Genomic DNA, 18,749 nt, shown 5'->3' with positions numbered 1-18,749 from the left:
TTTGAATAGTTCGAAAGACTCGATAAGGAATGAACAATGGACGTAAAACTTCATTATGTGCATGACCCAATGTGCAGTTGGTGCTGGGGTTATAAGCCAACATTAGAGCTCTTAAAACAGCAGCTACCCGCGAGCATTGAGTTTAACTACGTTGTGGGTGGCTTGGCACCGGATTCTGATGAGCCAATGTCAGAAGAGATGAGAGGCAAGCTGCAAGCTATCTGGAAGCAGATAGAAGCGAAGTTGGGCACTGAGTTCAACCACGAATTCTGGACAGAGTGTCAACCTGTTCGCAGTACTTACCCTGCATGTCGCGCCGTAATCGCTGCTGGTTTTCAAGATCACTACGAAGCGATGCTTGAAGCAATTCAACACGCTTACTACCTTCGTGCGATGTTGCCACACAGCCAAGAAACGCACCTTCAGCTCGCTCAAGAGCTAGGTATGAATGTACAACAGTTTGAAAATGACCTTTCTAGCAAGTTATTGGAAAGCGAATTAGATGACCAATTAGGCTTTAAAGAAGCGATCGGTGTGCATTCTTACCCGACGTTAATGCTTGAAGTAAATGGTATTTTTACGGCAGTAGAACTGGATTACCATTCAACGGAAGCGACGCTTAAGTCTATTCGCGAAGTACTTGTGAATAACGCTCCCGCTGCATAATTCAGCAAGAGCTGTCTGTATTACCGTAAATTATGTCTAAGGCTTACTCATAAGAGTAAGCCTTTTTTTGTTTGATGTAATTGGTTCTTGGAGTGAATTCTAGGAATAAAAAAGACCGCACGAGGCGGTCTTTATAATGTCTTTCTAGCTTCTAGCTTCTAGCTTCTAGCTTATAGCTCACAGTTATGTTGCATATCGATTCTTAACTAAAGAATCGAATTATAGAACCATAGCTGCAATCCAACCGAATACGATCAGTGGGATGTTGTAGTGCAAGAACGTAGGTACTACGGTTTCCCATACGTGCTCGTGTTGACCATCAGCATTAAGACCCGATGTTGGACCTAATGTTGAGTCAGAAGCCGGAGAACCCGCGTCACCTAGCGCTGCCGCTGTACCCACTAGTGCGATTGTTGCCATTGGTGAGAAACCAAATGCTGCTGCTAGAGGAACGTAGATAGTTGCAAGGATTGGAATCGTAGAGAACGAAGAACCGATACCCATGGTTACCAATAGACCAACGATGAGCATAAGCAGTGCTGCTAGAGGCTTGTTGTCGCCGATGCTTGTTGAAAGCGCTTCAACCAGAGACTCAACGCCACCGGTTTGCTTCATTACTGCTGCAAAACCTGCCGCTGCAATCATGATGAAACCGATCATTGCCATCATATGAACACCCTTGGTGAAGACATCGTGTGTCTCTTTCCAAGCGATTACACCACCGAAGGTGAATACCATGAAACCAGCCAAAGCACCGATGATCATAGAACCTGTCGATAGTTGAACCGTTAGTGCAGCAACAATACCAGCAGCAGCCACTAGGATGTGCTTCTTGTTGATCTCTTTCACTTCGGTTGAAACAACAGTATGAGACGTTTCTTTGTATTGACGTGGCTTACGGTAAGTAAAGAATACTGCCGTAAGAAGACCAAAGATCATGCCTGCAGCCGGTAACAACATCGCCATTGGTACTTGGCTTGCTACTACGTTTTCAAGACCGTTGTCGTGAAGGTTTTTAAGCAGAATGTTGTTTAGGAAGATGCCACCAAAACCGATAGGTAGAACCATATACGGGGTAATTAGACCAAAAGTAAGTACACACGCAACCAGACGACGGTCTAGGTTCATTTTTGCGAATACGCCTAATAGAGGTGGGATTAAAATTGGGATGAAGGCGATATGTACAGGAATCACGTTTTGCGAAGACATGGTCACTAAGATCAAAGACGCAAGGATGCCGTATTTTAGACCATTAGATGCCGCACTGTTCTCTTTGCCGTGAATACGCTTAATCACGCTTTGAGCAAGGAGATCTGTGATACCAGAACGAGAGATAGCAACAGCAAAGGTACCAAGCATTGCGTAGCTAAGTGCGATAGTTGCACCGCCGCCTAATCCACTTTCGAAAGCTGCTACAGCATCGTTCACACTCATACCAGAGGCTACGCCACCGATAATTGCGCTGAACGTGAGAGCCACGACAACGTTTACGCGCATCAAAGCTAAAACAAGCATGATGCAAACTGAAATTACAACAGGATTCATATTATTCTCGGGATGTTGTGTTTTTATGAAGGCAATACGAGTGAACGTTTACCGACTCTATTTTTTATTCTTCGTCAACAAGAGGCCAACCACCAAGGGCTTTCCATTTGTTTACGATGCCGCAAAATAACTCTGTGGTTTTTTGCGTATCATACAAAGCAGAGTGTGCTTCTTTGTTGTCAAATTCCATCCCCGCAGTGCGGCAAGCTTTAGCCAAAACGGTTTGACCGTAGGCAAGACCACTAAGAGCTGCAGTGTCAAAAGTTGCAAATGGATGGAAAGGGACGCGTTTAAGCTTACAACGCTCACTTGCTGCATTAACGAAGTTTAAATCGAACGTAGCATTGTGAGCGACCATGATTGCGCGACTGCAATCTGAAGCTTTTTGTTCTTTTCTCACTAGCTTGTAGATTTCTTTAAGGGCTTCTTGTTCCGACACAGCACCACGTAATGGGCTAAATGGGTCTTTAATTCCGTTAAAGTCTAATGCTGCCTGCTCTATATTTGCGCCTTCAAAAGGCTCAATGTGAAAATGAAGCGTTGATGCTGGGTGCAGATCTCCGTTTTCATCCATTTTTAATGTAATGGCACAGATCTCTAATAATGCATCGGTTTCAGCGTTAAACCCTGCGGTTTCCACGTCGATGACCACTGGAAAATAGCCACGAAAGCGTTTTTTTAGGGTCAGAGCTTCGTTTTCTACAGTCATGTTAGCCCAAATAAGTGTGATTAAGGCTGCATTATTGCAGATAATAGCGGTGATAAAAACTAGGAAAGGTCAATAAATCATAAATTAGCCGCACCATCTCGGCTTGATAATTGCATATTTAAACGCGAGAGAAAAATGCGGCAATTGGCTGCATTGTTAAACGAATTGCTTAAGAGATACTCCACTTTATGAAGAAACAACTCATAACAGGTTCAATGCTATTTTCGCTACTTATGTCGTCATCGGTCATGGCACAAGAAAAGCGTTATGGAGCATCTCCTCAACAATCGACGTGGGAGATGGTGGCTAACACGCCACTAGAATGTCGCTTGGTTCACCCGATTCCAAATTTTGGTGATGCTGAGTTCTCATCTCGCGCGAGTAAGAAAATCATTTTGGACTTTGAGCTTAAAATGCGTCGCCCAATGGGTGCGACGCGTAATGTCAGCTTGATTTCGATGCCGCCACCTTGGCGTCCGGGTGAAAGCGCTGATCGCATGACAACCATTAAGTTCTTCCAACAATTTGATGGCTATGTTGGCGGTCAGACGGCGTGGGGAATCTTGAGTGAGCTAGAGAAAGGACGTTACCCGACATTCAGTTACCAAGAGTGGCAGAGCCGAGATCAGCGTATCGAAGTGTCGTTATCGTCGGTGTTGTTCCAAGAAAAGTACAATGTGTTCAGTGATTGTATTGCTAACCTACTGCCTTACAGCTTTGAAGATATCTCTTTCACTATTTTGCATTACGATCGTAACAGCGATCAGTTGAACAAATCATCACGTAAAAGGTTGAGTCAGATAGCTGACTATGTTCGCTACAACCAAGACATTGATCTGGTGCTGGTGGCTACATATACCGATTCTGCTGACAGCAAAGGCATTAGCCAGAATCTTTCAGAGCGAAGAGCGGAGTCGTTAAGAGAGTACTTTAAGTCACTCGGTTTACCGGAAGACCGTATTCAAGTGCAAGGTTATGGTAAGCGTCGTCCAATTGCCGACAACAATTCACCAATTGGTAAAGATCAAAACCGCCGCGTTGTTATCTCATTGGGTAGGACGCAGGTTTAGCTTGAATAAAATCGAAAGCTCCAATCAAGAAGCCCGTCGAAATGACGGGCTTTTTTGTATTTTAATTTTCAAGTCGTTGTCTCAACGTAACTTGTTTAGTTCAAGCGGAAACGAGCGATCATTTCACAGTTGGTCGCGGTATCGATTTTTTCAACCATAGAGGCAATTTTAGGGTTGGGATGGCGTTTCATGAAATCGATAAGGGCTTTCTTACAGCAACCAATAGAATCTATAAAGCTGGAGCATTGTGTATTCGGGCACTGCGGAATCAGGGTCAGTACTTTTTCTGAAGCAAGTTGAAGGTACTTGAGTTCGTAGTCTGTATCACCAGCCCATCGCCAAAATTGAGCAAGGTTGTGGCAAGAGATAACCGAAATCAGCAAACGCTCATCAGCCTGAATATCAGTGCGTTCAGTAATTTCTTCGCTTAAGTTTAATGCTTGCTGATAGTGAAGAATACTTCGTACAGGATCGTCGAGCTGCAATGCAGTATCGGCAAGTAACGTGTGTTTTTCCCATTCGCTAATCATTGTATTACCTCACTAATCAATAGGTGGTTAATTTAAATGATAATCATTATCATGTAAAGTTTCATTGGTGAGATTGTTAATAATAATTGGTGAAGGGTATTGTTCATGCGTGGAAACATAAAAAAGAAGCGAGCATAGTGCTCGCTTCTTTTTGGATTAGTCTTGGCTTTATTTTCAAAGCCAAGCTTCATAGCGGGTTTGTTAGGAATTAACCTTCAAGACCAGCACTTGCTTGTTTGTTCTGAATAAGTTCAATCATGTAGCCATCAGGATCTTTAACGAATGCGATGTGCGTAGAGCCGCCTTTTACTGGGCCTGCTTCACGTGTCACATTACCGCCTGCTGCTTTAATCGCATCACACGTTGTGTAAATGTCATCAACACCGATAGCAACGTGACCAAAAGCTGAGCCAAGGTCATATTCAGTCGTACCCCAGTTGTACGTTAGCTCAATCACAGCACCTTGAGATTCGTCACCAAAGCCAACGAAAGCCAGTGTGTATTCGTACTCTTTGTTTTCGTTCTTACGTAATAGCTGCATGCCCATTACATTGGTGTAGAACTCGATAGACTTGTCTAGATCACCAACGCGTAGCATGGTGTGTAAAATACGACCGTTTGACATGATTTGCTCCTAGCTTTAATTATGTATACGTTTTTGTAATTCTGTTTCATGCCGCTAGATAAACGCGGCGCTTTTTGGCCAATAGGCTTGTCAGCTTCTTTCGCTTAGGGCTAACAGCTTCTGAGCCTAGACGTCCGTCTTTTCTTTGAATTCACACAGGTCTTCAATGATACAGCTGCCACAGCGTGGTTTACGCGCGACACATGTGTAACGTCCATGAAGAATGAGCCAATGGTGGACATCTAATTTGAATTCTTTGGGAATGACCTTGAGCAGCTTAGCTTCAACATCGTCGACGGTTTTACCCATCGCTAACTTGGTGCGGTTTGATACACGGTAGATGTGAGTATCAACGGCAATGGTTGGCCAACCGAATGCAGTATTTAACACTACGTTTGCTGTTTTGCGGCCTACACCTGGGAGGGCTTCTAGCGCGGCACGATCTTCCGGTACTTCACCGTTGTGTAGGTCAAGCAGCATACGGCACGTTTTGATGGTGTTTTCTGCTTTCGAGTTAAATAGGCCGATGGTCTTGATGTACTCTTTTAGGCCGTCGACACCTAGGTCGAAAATAGCCTGTGGAGTATTAGCCACAGGGTACAGCTTATCAGTGGCTTTGTTGACGCTGACATCGGTTGCCTGCGCAGATAAGAGCACTGCGATCAGCAATTCGAAAGGGCTGTTCCAATTAAGCTCGGTTTCTGGCTTTGGATTGTTTTCTCTTAAACGCTCAAGTATTTTTACTCGTTTTACATTGTTCATAGCGACATTACTTTCAAATAGTTAGGGCTTGAGTTCCGGCGAAGTTATTTCAAACTTACTCGTTTTAAAATAACAAGTTCCGTAATGGTTCAGGCTTTATCATCGGTTACGCGCTCTTATGAGCGTCATTATTATGTGTGCTTGGTCAATCGATTTACCTGCTGAGCGGTTGAGCTACTCAGCAGGATTTAAGCTACTGTAACTTATCAGGCATTGGTAACGCGAGCGCGTTCAATGGCTGGTTTTTCTTGTTTTGGCTGTCTAGATTTAGCTTGGTTGTCGATGATGTTTTTCAAAGCAATCAAGAAACCAACACCAATAAAGGCACCGGGTGGTAGCAGGGCTAACAAAAAGCTGTTATCAAATTGGAATATCTGGATTCGTAACACCGAAGCCCAATCACCAAGGAGTAGGTCTGCGCCATCAAATAGAGTTCCGTTACCAATAACCTCGCGCATCGCACCCAATACAACCAGTACCGATGTCATGCCAAGGCCCATCCAGAAACCATCTTGAGCTGCAGGAAGTACTTCGTTTTTAGAAGCGAAGGCTTCAGCTCGGCCAATGATGATACAGTTGGTTACGATCAGTGGGATAAAGATACCCAAAGAGAGGTAAAGGCCATACGCGTATGCGTTCATCAGAAGTTGAACACAGGTTACCAGTGACGCAATGATCATCACGAATACTGGAATACGCACTTCTTTTGGCACATGGTTTCGAACCAAAGATACAGACACGTTCGAGCCAACTAGTACAAGCAAGGTAGCGATACCTAATCCAAGAGCGTTAGTCACAGTTGAAGATACAGCCAACAGAGGACATAAGCCAAGAAGTTGTACTAGGGCAGGGTTGTTAGCCCACATGCCATTTTTGATTAGTGTTTTATGGTCACTCATTATTCACCACCACAATTTAGAGGTTGAGCAAGTAATGCTTGGTTGTTTTGGTTAACGTACTGAACCGCTTGTTTGACTGACTTAACGACCGCTCTTGGCGTAATGGTTGCGCCAGTAAACTGGTCGAAGTCACCACCGTCTTTACGAACCTTCCAACGGTCTAGATTAGAATCCGTAACTTGCTTACCAGCAAACGAAAGAATCCAATCACTCACACGTAGGTCAATCTTATCACCCAAGCCCGGAGTTTCTTGGTGTGAAAGCACGCGAGTACCTAAAATCGTACCGTCGATTTTCATTCCAACAATGACTTTAATCGCGCCATTGTAGCCGTCTGGTGCAATCGCTTCGATCGCAATCGCGCTTGGCTCACCATTAAGTTTAGCGATGTAAGCTGGCATCACTTGCTCAGTACCAAGTTCTTCTGCTTGAACCAAAGTACAAGACGAAAACAGTTCATTATCGTGCAGATTGTGCGGGATAACTTGGTTAAGAACAGACAGTAGTTGAGCCTGTTCTTGCTGTTTGATCTGATCTTTGGTCAGGTAGTGAGTCACCGCGACCAAACCTGTTGAAGCACACGCAAAAATCGCGAGTACAAGGCCGTTCTTCTTAATAGCATTTAGCATGGCATCCGCTCCTTAGTGACCGTACGTACGAGGTTTGGTGTAGTAGTCAATCAGTGGAACACACATGTTGGCTAACAATACAGCAAACGCCACGCCATCAGGGAAGCCACCCCAACTGCGGATAATAAACACCAATGCGCCAATCATGGCACCAAATACCAAGCGACCTTTCACTGTCGTCGAGGCTGAAACCGGATCGGTTGCAATGAAGAATGCACCAAGCATGGTTGCACCAGACAATAGATGAATGGTTGGAGAAGCGGTTTCACCTGGCGTCAACACTAAGAACACTAGGCTAAACAGCGCAAGGCTAGCAATAAAAGCGACTGGAATGTGCCATTGAATCACGCGTTGCTTAATGAGTACTAAGCCGCCGACTAGGTAGGCAAGGTTAACCCATTCCCAGCCCACGCCTGCTAACCAACTAAATTGTGGTTGGGACATCGCTTCAGAAGCGGTGTTGCCTGCCGTTAATGCCGTTTTGAAGGCATCAAGCGGCGTTGCCATGGTGGTGCCATCAATACCAAGGCGTGCTTGTTGAAGAGACAAACCTTCATTATTGAAACCGGTAAAGATCATCAAAAATGAGTCAACAAAGCTCGTTGCTTCAGCGGTTAAGCTGGTCGGCGCATTCCAACTGGTCATCTGAACTGGGAATGAGATCAGCAAAACAACGTAAGCCACCATCGCGGGATTAAATGGGTTTTGCCCAAGGCCGCCATAAAGGTGTTTTGCGATGATGATAGCGAAGAACATACCTATGACTAGAATCCACCACGGAGAGTGTGGGGGAATCGCGACACTGAGTAGCCAAGCGGTCACAACCGCACTGTAATCACGCAATGCCATCACTGGTGGACGTTTTCTTAGCAGCATTACAGCGGCTTCAAAGGTAACAGCAAGTGCAATAGCAAATACCAACTGGATGAGCGTACCCCACCCAAAGAAGTAAGTTTGAGCTAGTAGACCTGGCAATGCACAAATAGCGACCCATTTCATGAGATCGGGGGTGCTTCTACGATTGTGCGCGTGCGGTGAGCTGGCGATAAAGAAGGCCACTACTCTTTCTCCTCATTATTCTTTTTGTCTTGCTCTTGCTGCGCCTTTCTTGCTTTAGCACGAGCAATCGCTGCAGCAACCGCTGCTTTTTTAGGGTCGACTCGTTCTTGTTGAGTCTCAGTCTTAACTTCGGTCACAGGCTCAAGTATTTCTTCTGTCTCGGCCTGTTTCGCTTGCTGTGCTTTCTTCGCTTTAGCGCGAGCTATTGCTGCGGCAACGGCCGCTTTTTTAGGGTCGACAGACTTTTCTGGAGCGTCGGGCTCAGGAGTCTCTTCCTGCTTAGCTTGCTGTGCTTTTTTTGCTTTAGCATGAGCGATAGCGGCAGCGACAGCATCTTTCTTAGCGTCGCCACTACTTTCAGTTGGAGCTTCACTTTCTGTTTGAGTAACGGCTTCAGCTTGTTGTGCTTTCTTGGCTTTAGCACGCGCGATAGCTGCAGCGACAGCATCTTTCTTGGCATCGCCAGAGCTTTCAACCGGAGCTTCACTTTCGGTTAGAGTAGCTGACTCTGCTTGTTGAGCTTTCTTCGCTTTAGCGCGAGCAATAGCTGCAGCAACCGCGTCTTTCTTAGCGTCACCTGATTTTTCAACTGGAGCTTCAGAAACAGACTCCGCCTGTTGTGCTTTCTTGGCTTTAGCACGAGCTATTGCAGCAGCAACGGCATCTTTCTTAGCGCCACCTGATTTTTCAGCTGGAGCTTCAGAAACTGACTCTGTTTGTTGTGCTTTTTTCGCTTTAGCGCGAGCAATAGCCGCAGCAACTGCGTCTTTTTTAGCATCACCTGATTTTTCAACCGGAGCTTCAGAAGCTGATTCTGTTTGTTGTGCTTTCTTGGCTTTAGCACGAGCTATTGCAGCAGCGACAGCGTCTTTCTTAGCATCACCTGATTTTTCAACCGGAGCTTCAGAAGCCGACTCTGTTTGTTGTGCTTTCTTTGCTTTAGCGCGAGCAATGGCCGCAGCGACAGCATCTTTCTTAGCATCGCCTGATTTTTCAATCGGAGCTTCAGAAGCTGATTCTGTTTGTTGTGCTTTCTTGGCTTTAGCGCGAGCGATAGCTGCAGCGACAGCGTCTTTCTTGCCATCACTAGAGCTTTCTGTTGGATTATCAGTAGCTGCTTGTTGTGCTTTACGTTCTCGTGCTTGTCTCTTACGTTCTTCACGTAGTTTCGACATTTCAGAGTTATCAGGTTCAGAATTACTTTCTTTCTGAGCAGCAGCCTGCTTTGCTTTAGCACGAGCAATGGCAGCAGCAACTGCAGGTTTTACGGTTGGCTCTGCGGCTGTGTCTTGATCTGCCGTCGCTTTTTGAGCTTTAACACGTGCGATAGCAGCAGCAATTGCGTCGTCACCGTCGGCCGATTTCATGTCTTTACGACGATTATCCGCGGCTTTTTTGAAGCGGTTTTCACGTTCTGCTTTGTCACGCTCCATACGAGCGTTTTTCTCTTCGAAACGAATCTTGGCACGCTCTGCAGCTGTCGCTTCGTCTTTTCTTGTTTTGATTTCTGCTTTTGCTTGGCGATAGTACTGAACAAGAGGGATTTCACTTGGGCAGACAAACGCACAAGCACCACATTCAATACAGTCTTTAATATTTAGCTCTTCACACTTATCCAACTCGTTGGCTTTCGCATGCCATTGCAGTTGTTGAGGAAGAAGTGATGCGGGACAAGCCTCGGCACAAGCACTACATCGAATACATTCCATTTCGTAAGTGCTTGGTGAAATTTCACGGCGCGTTGGCGCTAAAATACAGTTCGATGTTTTGGTAATTGGCACATTGGCATGTGGCAAAGTGAAGCCCATCATAGGGCCGCCCAAAATCAAACGCGGCAGCTTTTTATCGGCTTTGTAGCCAAACTCTTCAAGTAACTCGTGTACTGGAGTACCTAGTAGTGCCCAAACGTTACGAGGTTGCTTAAAGGTCTTACCGGTTAAAGTCACCACACGGTTAACCACAGGTTCGCCGTCAATTACCGCTCGCTTAATCGAGTAAAGAGAGCCGACGTTCTGAACCAAAACACCAATGTCTGCAGGGATGCCGCCAGCAGGCACCTCTTTATTGGTGAGGATCTTGATGAGCTGTTTTTCACCACCAGAAGGGTATTTGGTTGGGATAACGCGAATGACGATATCTTTGTCTTTTGCTGCAACCTCAAGTGCTTTTATCGCGTCTGGTTTGTTGTCTTCAATGCCGATAACCGTCAGCTTTGGTTGAAGAATGTGTTCAACCACTTCGATGCCTTTTAATACTTCGTCGGCATGTTCTTGAAGTAACTTGTCATCTGAGGTGATGTAAGGTTCACACTCAGCAGCGTTGACGATTAAAATGTCAGTACGCCCAAGTCCTGACTGAAGCTTTTTCGCGGTAGGGAAGCCTGCACCGCCCATACCTGAAATACCAGCTTGGCGAATTACATCAAGCAGTTCATCGGATGTCTTTGTAGAAAAATCTTCAACCGGGTGTTTTGCCACCCAAGCGTCGAGGCCATCAGGTTTAATAACTACGCACACATCGCTCAAGCCTGAAGGGTGAGCGGTGGTTCGTGGTTCGATAGCGGTAATAACACCCGATGTTGGTGCATGTACTGGCAAAGTAAAACCAGTCTCTAAGGCCGTCAGTTGTTGACCTTTGAGTACGGCATCACCGACAGCAACCAACAAGTTACCAGGCTTACCGATATGCTGTTTCACTGGAAGAACGATTTCTTCTGGGAGCCTTGCATGCACGATATCAGTAGTATTCGACTGTTTCTTGTTTTCAGCAGGGTGCACACCGCCCGGGAAGTTCCAAATTGAGCCCGTGCGAATTTGTTCAATTAAAGAGATCATACTAACCCTATGCCTTAGGCTCTGACGCGGTCGCATCAGTTGCTTGGTTAGTGATATCAGTAACAGGAATGATGTTCATCTGCCATTTCCAATTTTCAGTCGTTGTTGCCACTGGAATCATTTCGATACAGTCAGTAGGGCACGGTGCGACACATAGATCACAACCTGTACATTCATCTTTGATTACTGTGTGAAGTGCCTTGGTGCCACCAACAATGGCGTCGACAGGGCAGGCTTGAATGCATTTGGTACAGCCAATACACATATCTTCATGAATGAAGGCAACGGTTTTTACTTTGTTATCTAAGTCATGAGCGGAGTCTTCAACTTCTACGCCCATTAAATCTGCGAGCTTCTCTATGGTTGCTTGGCCGCCAGGAGGACATTTGTTGATCTTGTCTCCGTTAGCGATCGCCTCTGCGTATGGGCGACAACCAGGGTAACCACACTGGCCACATTGAGTTTGCGGTAAAATGGTATCGATTTGATCAACGATCGGATCGGCTTCTACTTTAAAGCGAATAGAAGCAAAGCCTAAGATAGCGCCAAAAACAGCGGCTAAAACGGCGAGTGCAATGATTGCAATTAAGATGGTACTCATTCTTACTTCACCAACCCAGTAAAGCCCATAAATGCCAGAGACATTAGGCCTGCTGTGATCATCGCAATCGATGCGCCTTTGAATGGCATAGGAACATCAGCAACCGCAATACGCTCACGCATCGCAGCAAATAGGATCAGAACAAGAGAGAAACCAACAGCCGCGCCGAAACCATAGATGATCGACTGAATGAAGTTGTGGTTTTCATTGATGTTCAAAAGTGCCACACCTAACACCGCGCAGTTGGTGGTGATAAGAGGCAGGAAGATACCTAATAGGCGATATAGCGTTGGGCTGGTTTTGTGAACGACCATTTCCGTAAATTGAACAACCACCGCGATAACCAAGATGAAACTCATGGTACGCAGGTATTCAATACCCAGAGGGGTAAGGATGTAGGTTTCTACTAGGTATGCAGATACCGACGCTAACGTCAGAACGAAAGTCGTCGCGAGGCCCATGCCAATCGCAGTCTCCAGTTTCTTGGAGACTCCCATAAATGGACATAGTCCTAAAAACTTCACTAGCACAAAGTTATTGACCAGCACTGTGCCAACCAACAACAAAAGGTATTCGGTCATAATGGATTAATTCTTGAGATTCCGATCCCGATATTATCCTGCTTTGCTCACCTAATAACAACCAAGGATCACTATGGATTTAGACACTTGGTGAAAAAAACATCAGGTAATCGTTTGATTATCAAAGCTGCAGTAAGTATAGACATATATTTTAATGGTGTAAGCGTGCTCTGAGGTATCACGATGATCTTTGGCTGATCATTTAAGTACACACTGATTTCACTTTTCTATACAGCTGAAAAATCGGAGGTGAGATGAATCAAAGAATGATTTTTTACCATTTACTGCTGTTAATTCAGTGCCATTGGCGGCCGCATGGGGTGTATTGTAGAAAGTAAGCTCGTTAAAAACGCAAAAAGCCGCATCGAGTGATGCGGCTTCTTTAAATTTGGCCCCCTTGTCGAGACTTGAGTGCGGGCGGGTAGCACGGTCCGACGATTCGGGTGTGATATTAACTTGGAGCAAGTTAGTCGCAGTTATATACGAAAAAAGCCCAATCTTTCGATTGAGCTTTTTTCTGAATTTGGCTCCCCTTGCAAGACTTGAACTTGCGACATACGGATTAACAGTCCGCCGTTCTACCAACTGAACTAAAGGGGAATTGCTTGTTAGCGACGCGAATTTTAATAAGAGACCTATTTTCTGTCAATAAAAAATAGTAGAAAAAAGTAAGATAAAAAACTTTACTTTCTTGGACGCCTTATCAGATTTAGCTTTGCTTTAGTTATCCACCAAAATTGTGGATAAGTGTGTGTGTGAAACTTTAACAACAATAATTGGGATAAATCTGAAAATGTAAAAATTATAGCTAACGTGATGTATTTAAAGGAATAGTACCAAAGTATCACGATTGTATAACTTTTATAGATTATAAAGCGAACAGTAAAACAAGCGGTATTTTTAGATTTTTTGGGGAAAAGTAGTGGATTAAAATTTGAGTAATTTAGCTGGGGAAACTTTGCAGGGGCACGGATAATACCAAGTTCTAAAAATAAAAGCTATCACTGATATTCAATCTTAAGGCGCATTTCTCTAGATAATAGTTGCAACGAGATGGCTCCTAGAGTGACAATGACCTGATTAAAAACACAGTATGGAAATGGCAACCTATGAGCAAACTCTTTGATTTGGTATCGGACTACAGCCCGTCCGGTGACCAGCCGACAGCGATAACCAGATTACTAGATGGATTAGATTCTGGTTTGGCACATCAAACTCTATTAGGGGTAACGGGCTCAGGTAAAACCTTTACTCTTGCCAATGTCATTTCCCAATCGCAAAGACCTGCCATTCTGTTAGCACCGAACAAGACGTTGGCTGCTCAGCTTTATGGTGAGATGAAATCTTTCTTTCCAAATAATGCCGTAGAGTACTTCGTTTCTTACTACGATTACTACCAACCAGAAGCTTACGTTCCAACCACGGATACTTTCATTGAGAAAGATGCGTCGGTGAATGCCCACATCGAGCAAATGAGACTTTCAGCGACCAAAGCGCTTCTTGAACGTAAAGACGCCATCATTGTCGCTTCTGTATCCGCTATTTATGGTCTTGGTGATCCCAAGTCTTACTTGAAGATGATGCTTCACTTAAGTCGTGGTGAGGTGATGGATCAGCGTGATATCTTACGCCGCTTGGCTGAGCTGCAATATTCGAGAAACGATGTAGCATTTGAGCGTGGTCAGTTCCGTGTCCGTGGTGAAGTGATTGATATCTTCCCAGCAGAATCTGACCAAGACGCAGTTCGAATCGAAATGTTCGATGATGAAGTAGACTGTATCAGTATTTTTGACCCGTTAACCGGTGCTATTAAACAGAGAGACTTACCTCGTTTTACGGTTTATCCAAAAACGCACTATGTCACTCCAAGAGAGAAAATCCTTGAAGCGATTGAGAAGATTAAGGATGAGTTACGCGATAGGGCGCAATATTTAAAAGACAACAACAAGCTTCTCGAAGAACAGCGCATCTCCCAAAGAACTCAGTTTGATATTGAGATGATGACGGAGCTGGGTTTTTGCTCAGGTATTGAAAACTACTCTCGTTATTTGAGTGGACGTAATGAAGGTGAAGCACCTCCGACGTTATTTGATTACTTACCTAATGATGGTTTGCTGATTATCGATGAGTCACACGTAACTGTGCCGCAAATTGGCGCCATGTATAAAGGTGACCGTTCGCGTAAAGAAACCTTGGTTGAGTTTGGCTTTAGACTGCCTTCGGCGTTAGATAACCGTCCGATGAAGTTTGAAGAGTTCGAATCGATCGCTCCTCAGACTATTTTTGTGTCGGCCACGCCGGGTAATTATGAGATTGAGAAATCAGACGGTGAGATTGCTGATCAAGTAGTGCGTCCTACTGGCTTACTTGACCCGATCATCGAAGTAAGGCCTGTCGCGACTCAGGTTGATGATTTGTTGTCTGAAATCAGAATACGTTCAGTGAAAGAAGAGCGCGTGCTTGTCACTACGCTAACTAAACGAATGGCAGAAGACTTAACAGAATATCTGAGTGAGCATGGTGTTAAGGTTCGTTACTTGCACTCAGATATCGATACGGTTGAGCGTGTAGAGATCATTCGAGATCTTCGACTGGGCGAGTTTGACGTGTTAGTGGGCATTAACTTACTTCGAGAAGGTCTGGATATGCCAGAAGTATCGCTGGTGGCGATTCTTGATGCAGACAAAGAAGGCTTCTTACGTTCTGAGCGTTCTCTTATTCAAACCATTGGTCGTGCGGCGCGTAACTTAGAAGGTCGAGCTATCTTGTATGGTGACTCGATCACCAAATCAATGAGAAAAGCGATTGATGAAACTGATCGTCGTAGAGAAAAGCAACAAGCTTACAACGAAGAGCAAGGCATCACGCCACAAGCGCTTAAACGTAATATCAAAGATATTATGGAGCTGGGTGACCTGACTAAATCCAAACAACAGCGACAGTCTAAACAAGTTCCGTTATCTAAGGTTGCTGAACCTTCTGAAAGTTATGCAGTGCTTACACCACAGCAGCTTGATAAAGAGATCAGTAAGCTTGAAGCAGCGATGTATCAACATGCTCAGAACTTGGAATTTGAATTGGCGGCACAGAAGCGTGATGAAATTGAACAGTTAAGAAAGCAGTTCATTACCAATAGTTAAGGTTAGCTCGTCGGGACTGGAATTTCAGACAAAAAAACAGCCAGTAGTAAATGTTCTACTGGCTTACGTTTGTGAACACAAGATCCACTAACAACGTCAGTTGGCTAGGTGACCCGAAGGTCAATTAGTTAACTGCATCGTTCGTGCCACATCGATAACACATTGATTGTTTTAAACAGGGAAAGAAATGTTCCACAAATACTGTGGTTAATTTGCATAATGCAAAGCGGAATGCGATTATAATAAGAAATGCAAATTATAATGGCTAGGATATGCAATCAAAAACGCTAGATAACAAATCGAAGTATTTGTTGATGGTAGAGGATACCGCCTCAGTAGCGGCTCTATATCGCTCGTATCTTACACCGCTCGAGATTGATATCAACATTGTCGGCACAGGCCGCGATGCAATTGAGAGTTTGAATCATCGAATCCCAGACCTTATTTTATTAGATCTACGTCTACCTGATATGACGGGTATGGACGTGCTATTTGCTGTAAAACAAAAATACCCAGAAGTTCCTGTGATCTTTATGACGGCTCACGGCTCGATCGATACGGCCGTTGAAGCGATGCGTCATGGTTCTCAAGATTTCCTTATCAAACCGTGTGAAGCCGACCGACTTCGTATTACGGTGAACAACGCGATCCGCAAAGCGACAAAACTCAAAAACAGTGCTGAACATCCCGGTAATCAAAACTATCAAGGCTTCATTGGTAGTAGCCAAACCATGCAGCAGGTCTACCGAACGATCGATTCTGCAGCATCGAGTAAAGCGAGTATTTTCATCACAGGTGAAAGTGGTACCGGTAAAGAGGTTTGTGCAGAAGCGATTCACGCTGCGAGTAAGCGTGGTGATAAGCCTTTCATTGCGATTAACTGTGCCGCTATTCCAAAAGATTTGATTGAGAGTGAACTGTTTGGTCACGTTAAAGGCGCCTTTACTGGGGCGGCAACGGATCGACAAGGCGCGGCTGAACTTGCAGATGGTGGAACCTTGTTCCTCGATGAGTTGTGCGAAATGGATCTTGAACTGCAAACTAAGCTTCTGCGTTTTATTCAAACCGGTACTTTCCAAAAAGTCGGTTCTTCAAAAATGAAGAGCGTTGATGTGCGCTTTGTTTGTGCAACTAATCGTGACCCTTGGAAAGAAGTACAAGAAGGTCGCTTTAGAGAAGATTTATACTATCGTTTATACGTGATTCCTTTGCACTTGCCGCCACTGCGCGAGCGTGGGGAAGATGTTATTGAAATTGCGTACTCGCTGCTGGGCTATATGTCTGTTGAGGAAGGTAAGGCCTTTGTGCGTTTTGCTCAGGAAGTGCTGGATCGCTTTAACCAATACGAGTGGCCGGGTAATGTTCGTCAGTTACAAAACGTATTACGAAATGTGGTGGTATTGAATAATGGTAAAGAGATTACTCTGAATATGCTTCCGCCGCCATTGAATCAACCTATTGAAAACAGTCTGCGACTGAAAGAGAAGCAGAATGAGGACATCACGGTAAAAGATATTTTCCCATTGTGGATCACTGAAAAAACGGCAATCGAACAGGCCATAAAAGCGTGTGATGGCAACATCCCTCGTGCGGCAGGTTTCTTGGATGTCAGTCCATCGACGATTTACCGTAAATTGCAAACGTGGAATGCGAAGCAGTAGTCACCAAACAATAAGAAAGAACGATGATGAAAGTATTAAATCAGCAAAAGGTTGATGAACTTGCCGGTGAAATCGGGCAAGAGAATGTCCCAGTGTTACTGGAAATATTTTTAGGTGAACTGAAAGGATATTATGAGCACCTAGATCTCAATAAAGACACGGATACATCGAAGTATCTGGCCGACATTAGCCATGCCTTAAAGAGCAGCGCCGCGAGCTTTGGTGCCGATTCTTTGTGTAGTTTTGCGATTAGTGTGGATGCAAAAGTGAAACAAGCGTTACCCGTGACAGACGTTGATTTTCAAGATATGCAAGAACTTCTGTTATCAACGTACACGGAATATCAGCAGTTGATGACGGATCTCTAAAACGGTTGATGGTGGCATAAGTGGATATTAAAAAAGGAGCATGATGCTCCTTTTTTGTTTTTACTGGTCTCAGTTGTTTAGCCTAAGCTATAAGCTATAAGCTATAAGCTACAAGCCACTAAGCCAGTTGAGCCCGAATCGCTTGTTGAAGTTTTAAACGGTCATGTCGCCAATCTCGATTAGGAGAGGCAAGATCGGTGGTCACGCAGTTCCAAAGCCCTTCAAGTTCAGGGTGCGGCGCATTGCCCAGCACAACATCAATTTTTCTCGCTTTGCAGGTACGTTCGCACCATTCAAGCTGCTCTTGAAGTGTCATTTTTCCTGCAGGACCGTGCTCTGGCGAAAGGTTTTCGATGAAAATAACTTTAGCCTTGGTGTTCTCAGCGATGGCTTTGCCAATCTCAGGCAGGAGAAGAGGGGGCATAACACTGGTCAGAAAGCTGCCGGGTCCAAGAACGATACAATCGGCTTGTTCGACGGCTGCAACGGCTTCTTTGGTTGCAGGCACTTCTGGAGACAGATCCATCATGCGCAGTTTTTCTGTCATGTCGTCAACGTTGGTTTCACCCGTAACCCAACGACCATCCATTGATAGCGCGGTGAGATCGGAAGGGTGCTCGGTCATCGGGACGATATTGACATCGACCTTGAGCATATTTCGAATTAGGTTAATTGCTTCCAATGGGCGAACGGAAAGGTTGTCTAAGGCAGTCAGCATTAGATTGCCGAGGTTATGACCATCCAGCTCACCTTGACCGCGAAAACGGTACTCAAACATCATTGAACTGATGGAAGGTTCAGTGATCAATTGGTTGATACAGTTACGAGTATCTCCCCAAGCAATACCACCTTGGCAGTCTCGGATTCGTCCGGTTGAACCACCGTTATCTGTTGTTGCAACAATGCCTGTTGCATTGCTACCAAAGTCTTTTAATGCAGCAAGCATGCGACCTAAGCCATGGCCTCCACCGATTGCGACGACTTTCTTTGAAGAGTAAATATTCATTTTTTGTTCTTGTTAGATTATTACCAACTATAATTTAGGTTAAATGCTTCTCGTCAGATACTCA

Annotated in this window: 17 protein-coding genes and 1 tRNA gene; 5 read left to right on the top strand and 13 right to left on the bottom strand. The window is 44.8% G+C overall.

The genetic code is table 11. The features are described 5' to 3' along the window. Positions 1 to 36: 36 nt before the first annotated feature. Positions 37 to 666, top strand: a complete 630-nt coding sequence (locus AC3CKG_RS11330) for a DsbA family protein (RefSeq protein WP_488528367.1) — start codon at positions 37 to 39, stop codon at positions 664 to 666. Positions 667 to 885: 219 nt separating this feature from the next. Here the strand turns inward: AC3CKG_RS11330 and AC3CKG_RS11325 are convergent, their stop codons facing one another. Next, on the bottom strand, positions 886 to 2,211 hold the full coding sequence (locus tag AC3CKG_RS11325) for a Na+/H+ antiporter family protein (RefSeq protein WP_012603527.1): 1,326 nt from the start codon (positions 2,209 to 2,211) through the stop codon (positions 886 to 888). A 64-nt stretch (positions 2,212 to 2,275) separates the two neighbouring features. Then, positions 2,276 to 2,920 (bottom strand): ribonuclease T, encoded by a 645-nt coding sequence (gene rnt, locus AC3CKG_RS11320; RefSeq protein WP_017061178.1) that lies wholly within the window; start codon positions 2,918 to 2,920, stop codon positions 2,276 to 2,278. A gap of 188 nt (positions 2,921 to 3,108) precedes the next feature. On the opposite strand from rnt, the gene motY reads away from it, so the two are divergent. Then, entirely contained in the window at positions 3,109 to 3,990 is an 882-nt protein-coding gene (gene motY / locus AC3CKG_RS11315) for a flagellar protein MotY (protein WP_065103209.1), read from the top strand. Positions 3,991 to 4,085: 95 nt separating this feature from the next. Here motY and AC3CKG_RS11310 read toward each other — a convergent pair whose 3' ends face one another. The 10 genes from AC3CKG_RS11310 to AC3CKG_RS11265 all read right to left on the bottom strand — a co-directional run bounded on the left by AC3CKG_RS11310 (position 4,086) and on the right by AC3CKG_RS11265 (position 13,110). Beyond that, entirely contained in the window at positions 4,086 to 4,520 is a 435-nt protein-coding gene (locus tag AC3CKG_RS11310; RefSeq protein WP_017076183.1) for a DUF2753 domain-containing protein, read from the bottom strand. A 208-nt stretch (positions 4,521 to 4,728) separates the two neighbouring features. Then, complete coding sequence (gene gloA / locus AC3CKG_RS11305; protein WP_004734046.1) at positions 4,729 to 5,145, bottom strand: lactoylglutathione lyase; 417 nt, start codon at positions 5,143 to 5,145, stop codon at positions 4,729 to 4,731. A 126-nt stretch (positions 5,146 to 5,271) separates the two neighbouring features. Next, positions 5,272 to 5,907 carry an endonuclease III gene (gene nth, locus AC3CKG_RS11300; RefSeq protein WP_161677947.1) on the bottom strand — a complete coding sequence of 212 codons (636 nt, stop codon included), beginning with the start codon at positions 5,905 to 5,907 and terminating at the stop codon, positions 5,272 to 5,274. A 206-nt stretch (positions 5,908 to 6,113) separates the two neighbouring features. Continuing rightward, positions 6,114 to 6,806, bottom strand: a complete 693-nt coding sequence (locus AC3CKG_RS11295) for an electron transport complex subunit E (RefSeq protein WP_017088559.1) — start codon at positions 6,804 to 6,806, stop codon at positions 6,114 to 6,116. Next, positions 6,806 to 7,435 carry an electron transport complex subunit RsxG gene (rsxG, locus tag AC3CKG_RS11290; protein WP_488528366.1) on the bottom strand — a complete coding sequence of 210 codons (630 nt, stop codon included), beginning with the start codon at positions 7,433 to 7,435 and terminating at the stop codon, positions 6,806 to 6,808. The genes AC3CKG_RS11295 and rsxG overlap by 1 nt, the downstream gene beginning before the upstream one ends. Before the next feature lie 12 nt (positions 7,436 to 7,447). Further along, on the bottom strand, positions 7,448 to 8,494 hold the full coding sequence (gene rsxD / locus AC3CKG_RS11285; protein WP_488528365.1) for an electron transport complex subunit RsxD: 1,047 nt from the start codon (positions 8,492 to 8,494) through the stop codon (positions 7,448 to 7,450). Beyond that, complete coding sequence (rsxC, locus tag AC3CKG_RS11280; protein ID WP_488528364.1) at positions 8,494 to 11,328, bottom strand: electron transport complex subunit RsxC; 2,835 nt, start codon at positions 11,326 to 11,328, stop codon at positions 8,494 to 8,496. The genes rsxD and rsxC overlap by 1 nt, the downstream gene beginning before the upstream one ends. Positions 11,329 to 11,335: 7 nt before the next feature. After that, positions 11,336 to 11,929, bottom strand: coding sequence for an electron transport complex subunit RsxB (gene rsxB / locus AC3CKG_RS11275; protein ID WP_004734040.1), 594 nt, complete (start codon positions 11,927 to 11,929; stop codon positions 11,336 to 11,338). A gap of 2 nt (positions 11,930 to 11,931) precedes the next feature. Next, positions 11,932 to 12,510 (bottom strand): electron transport complex subunit RsxA, encoded by a 579-nt coding sequence (rsxA, locus tag AC3CKG_RS11270; protein ID WP_004734039.1) that lies wholly within the window; start codon positions 12,508 to 12,510, stop codon positions 11,932 to 11,934. A gap of 524 nt (positions 12,511 to 13,034) precedes the next feature. After that, positions 13,035 to 13,110 (bottom strand) — tRNA-Asn (locus AC3CKG_RS11265). Between the two features lie 509 nt (positions 13,111 to 13,619). On the opposite strand from AC3CKG_RS11265, the gene uvrB reads away from it, so the two are divergent. From uvrB to luxU, 3 genes are all read left to right on the top strand, one after another. Beyond that, a complete protein-coding gene (uvrB, locus tag AC3CKG_RS11260) occupies positions 13,620 to 15,650 on the top strand; it encodes an excinuclease ABC subunit UvrB (RefSeq protein ID WP_017111110.1) in 2,031 nt (676 codons plus the stop codon). Between the two features lie 272 nt (positions 15,651 to 15,922). Next, the gene (gene luxO / locus AC3CKG_RS11255) at positions 15,923 to 17,311 is read left to right on the top strand and encodes a quorum-sensing sigma-54 dependent transcriptional regulator LuxO (protein ID WP_017111109.1); all 1,389 of its coding nucleotides are present in this window, start codon (positions 15,923 to 15,925) and stop codon (positions 17,309 to 17,311) included. A 23-nt stretch (positions 17,312 to 17,334) separates the two neighbouring features. Continuing rightward, entirely contained in the window at positions 17,335 to 17,679 is a 345-nt protein-coding gene (luxU, locus tag AC3CKG_RS11250; RefSeq protein WP_065103213.1) for a quorum-sensing phosphorelay protein LuxU, read from the top strand. A gap of 118 nt (positions 17,680 to 17,797) precedes the next feature. Here the strand turns inward: luxU and AC3CKG_RS11245 are convergent, their stop codons facing one another. Next, positions 17,798 to 18,685, bottom strand: a complete 888-nt coding sequence (locus AC3CKG_RS11245; protein WP_102436971.1) for a YvcK family protein — start codon at positions 18,683 to 18,685, stop codon at positions 17,798 to 17,800. Between the last annotated feature and the right edge of the window lie 64 nt (positions 18,686 to 18,749).

It is taken from the genome of Vibrio sp. QJM3NY_15, assembly GCF_057785995.1.
Note: the sequence above shows the minus strand (reverse complement) of the source record. Positions and strands in the feature narration are given on the sequence as shown.

Bases quoted from the DNA above. Each gene is read 5' to 3' on its own strand.
- AC3CKG_RS11330 (WP_488528367.1), top strand. From the start codon at position 37: ATGGACGTAAAACTTCATTATGTGCATGACCCAATGTGCAGTTGGTGC.
- AC3CKG_RS11325 (WP_012603527.1), bottom strand. From the start codon at position 2,211: ATGAATCCTGTTGTAATTTCAGTTTGCATCATGCTTGTTTTAGCTTTG.
- rnt (WP_017061178.1), bottom strand. From the start codon at position 2,920: ATGACTGTAGAAAACGAAGCTCTGACCCTAAAAAAACGCTTTCGTGGC.
- motY (WP_065103209.1), top strand. From the start codon at position 3,109: ATGAAGAAACAACTCATAACAGGTTCAATGCTATTTTCGCTACTTATG.
- AC3CKG_RS11310 (WP_017076183.1), bottom strand. From the start codon at position 4,520: ATGATTAGCGAATGGGAAAAACACACGTTACTTGCCGATACTGCATTG.
- gloA (WP_004734046.1), bottom strand. From the start codon at position 5,145: ATGTCAAACGGTCGTATTTTACACACCATGCTACGCGTTGGTGATCTA.
- nth (WP_161677947.1), bottom strand. From the start codon at position 5,907: ATGAACAATGTAAAACGAGTAAAAATACTTGAGCGTTTAAGAGAAAAC.
- AC3CKG_RS11295 (WP_017088559.1), bottom strand. From the start codon at position 6,806: ATGAGTGACCATAAAACACTAATCAAAAATGGCATGTGGGCTAACAAC.
- rsxG (WP_488528366.1), bottom strand. From the start codon at position 7,435: ATGCTAAATGCTATTAAGAAGAACGGCCTTGTACTCGCGATTTTTGCG.
- rsxC (WP_488528364.1), bottom strand. From the start codon at position 11,328: ATGATCTCTTTAATTGAACAAATTCGCACGGGCTCAATTTGGAACTTC.
- rsxB (WP_004734040.1), bottom strand. From the start codon at position 11,929: ATGAGTACCATCTTAATTGCAATCATTGCACTCGCCGTTTTAGCCGCT.
- rsxA (WP_004734039.1), bottom strand. From the start codon at position 12,510: ATGACCGAATACCTTTTGTTGTTGGTTGGCACAGTGCTGGTCAATAAC.
- uvrB (WP_017111110.1), top strand. From the start codon at position 13,620: ATGAGCAAACTCTTTGATTTGGTATCGGACTACAGCCCGTCCGGTGAC.
- luxO (WP_017111109.1), top strand. From the start codon at position 15,923: ATGCAATCAAAAACGCTAGATAACAAATCGAAGTATTTGTTGATGGTA.
- luxU (WP_065103213.1), top strand. From the start codon at position 17,335: ATGATGAAAGTATTAAATCAGCAAAAGGTTGATGAACTTGCCGGTGAA.
- AC3CKG_RS11245 (WP_102436971.1), bottom strand. From the start codon at position 18,685: ATGAATATTTACTCTTCAAAGAAAGTCGTCGCAATCGGTGGAGGCCAT.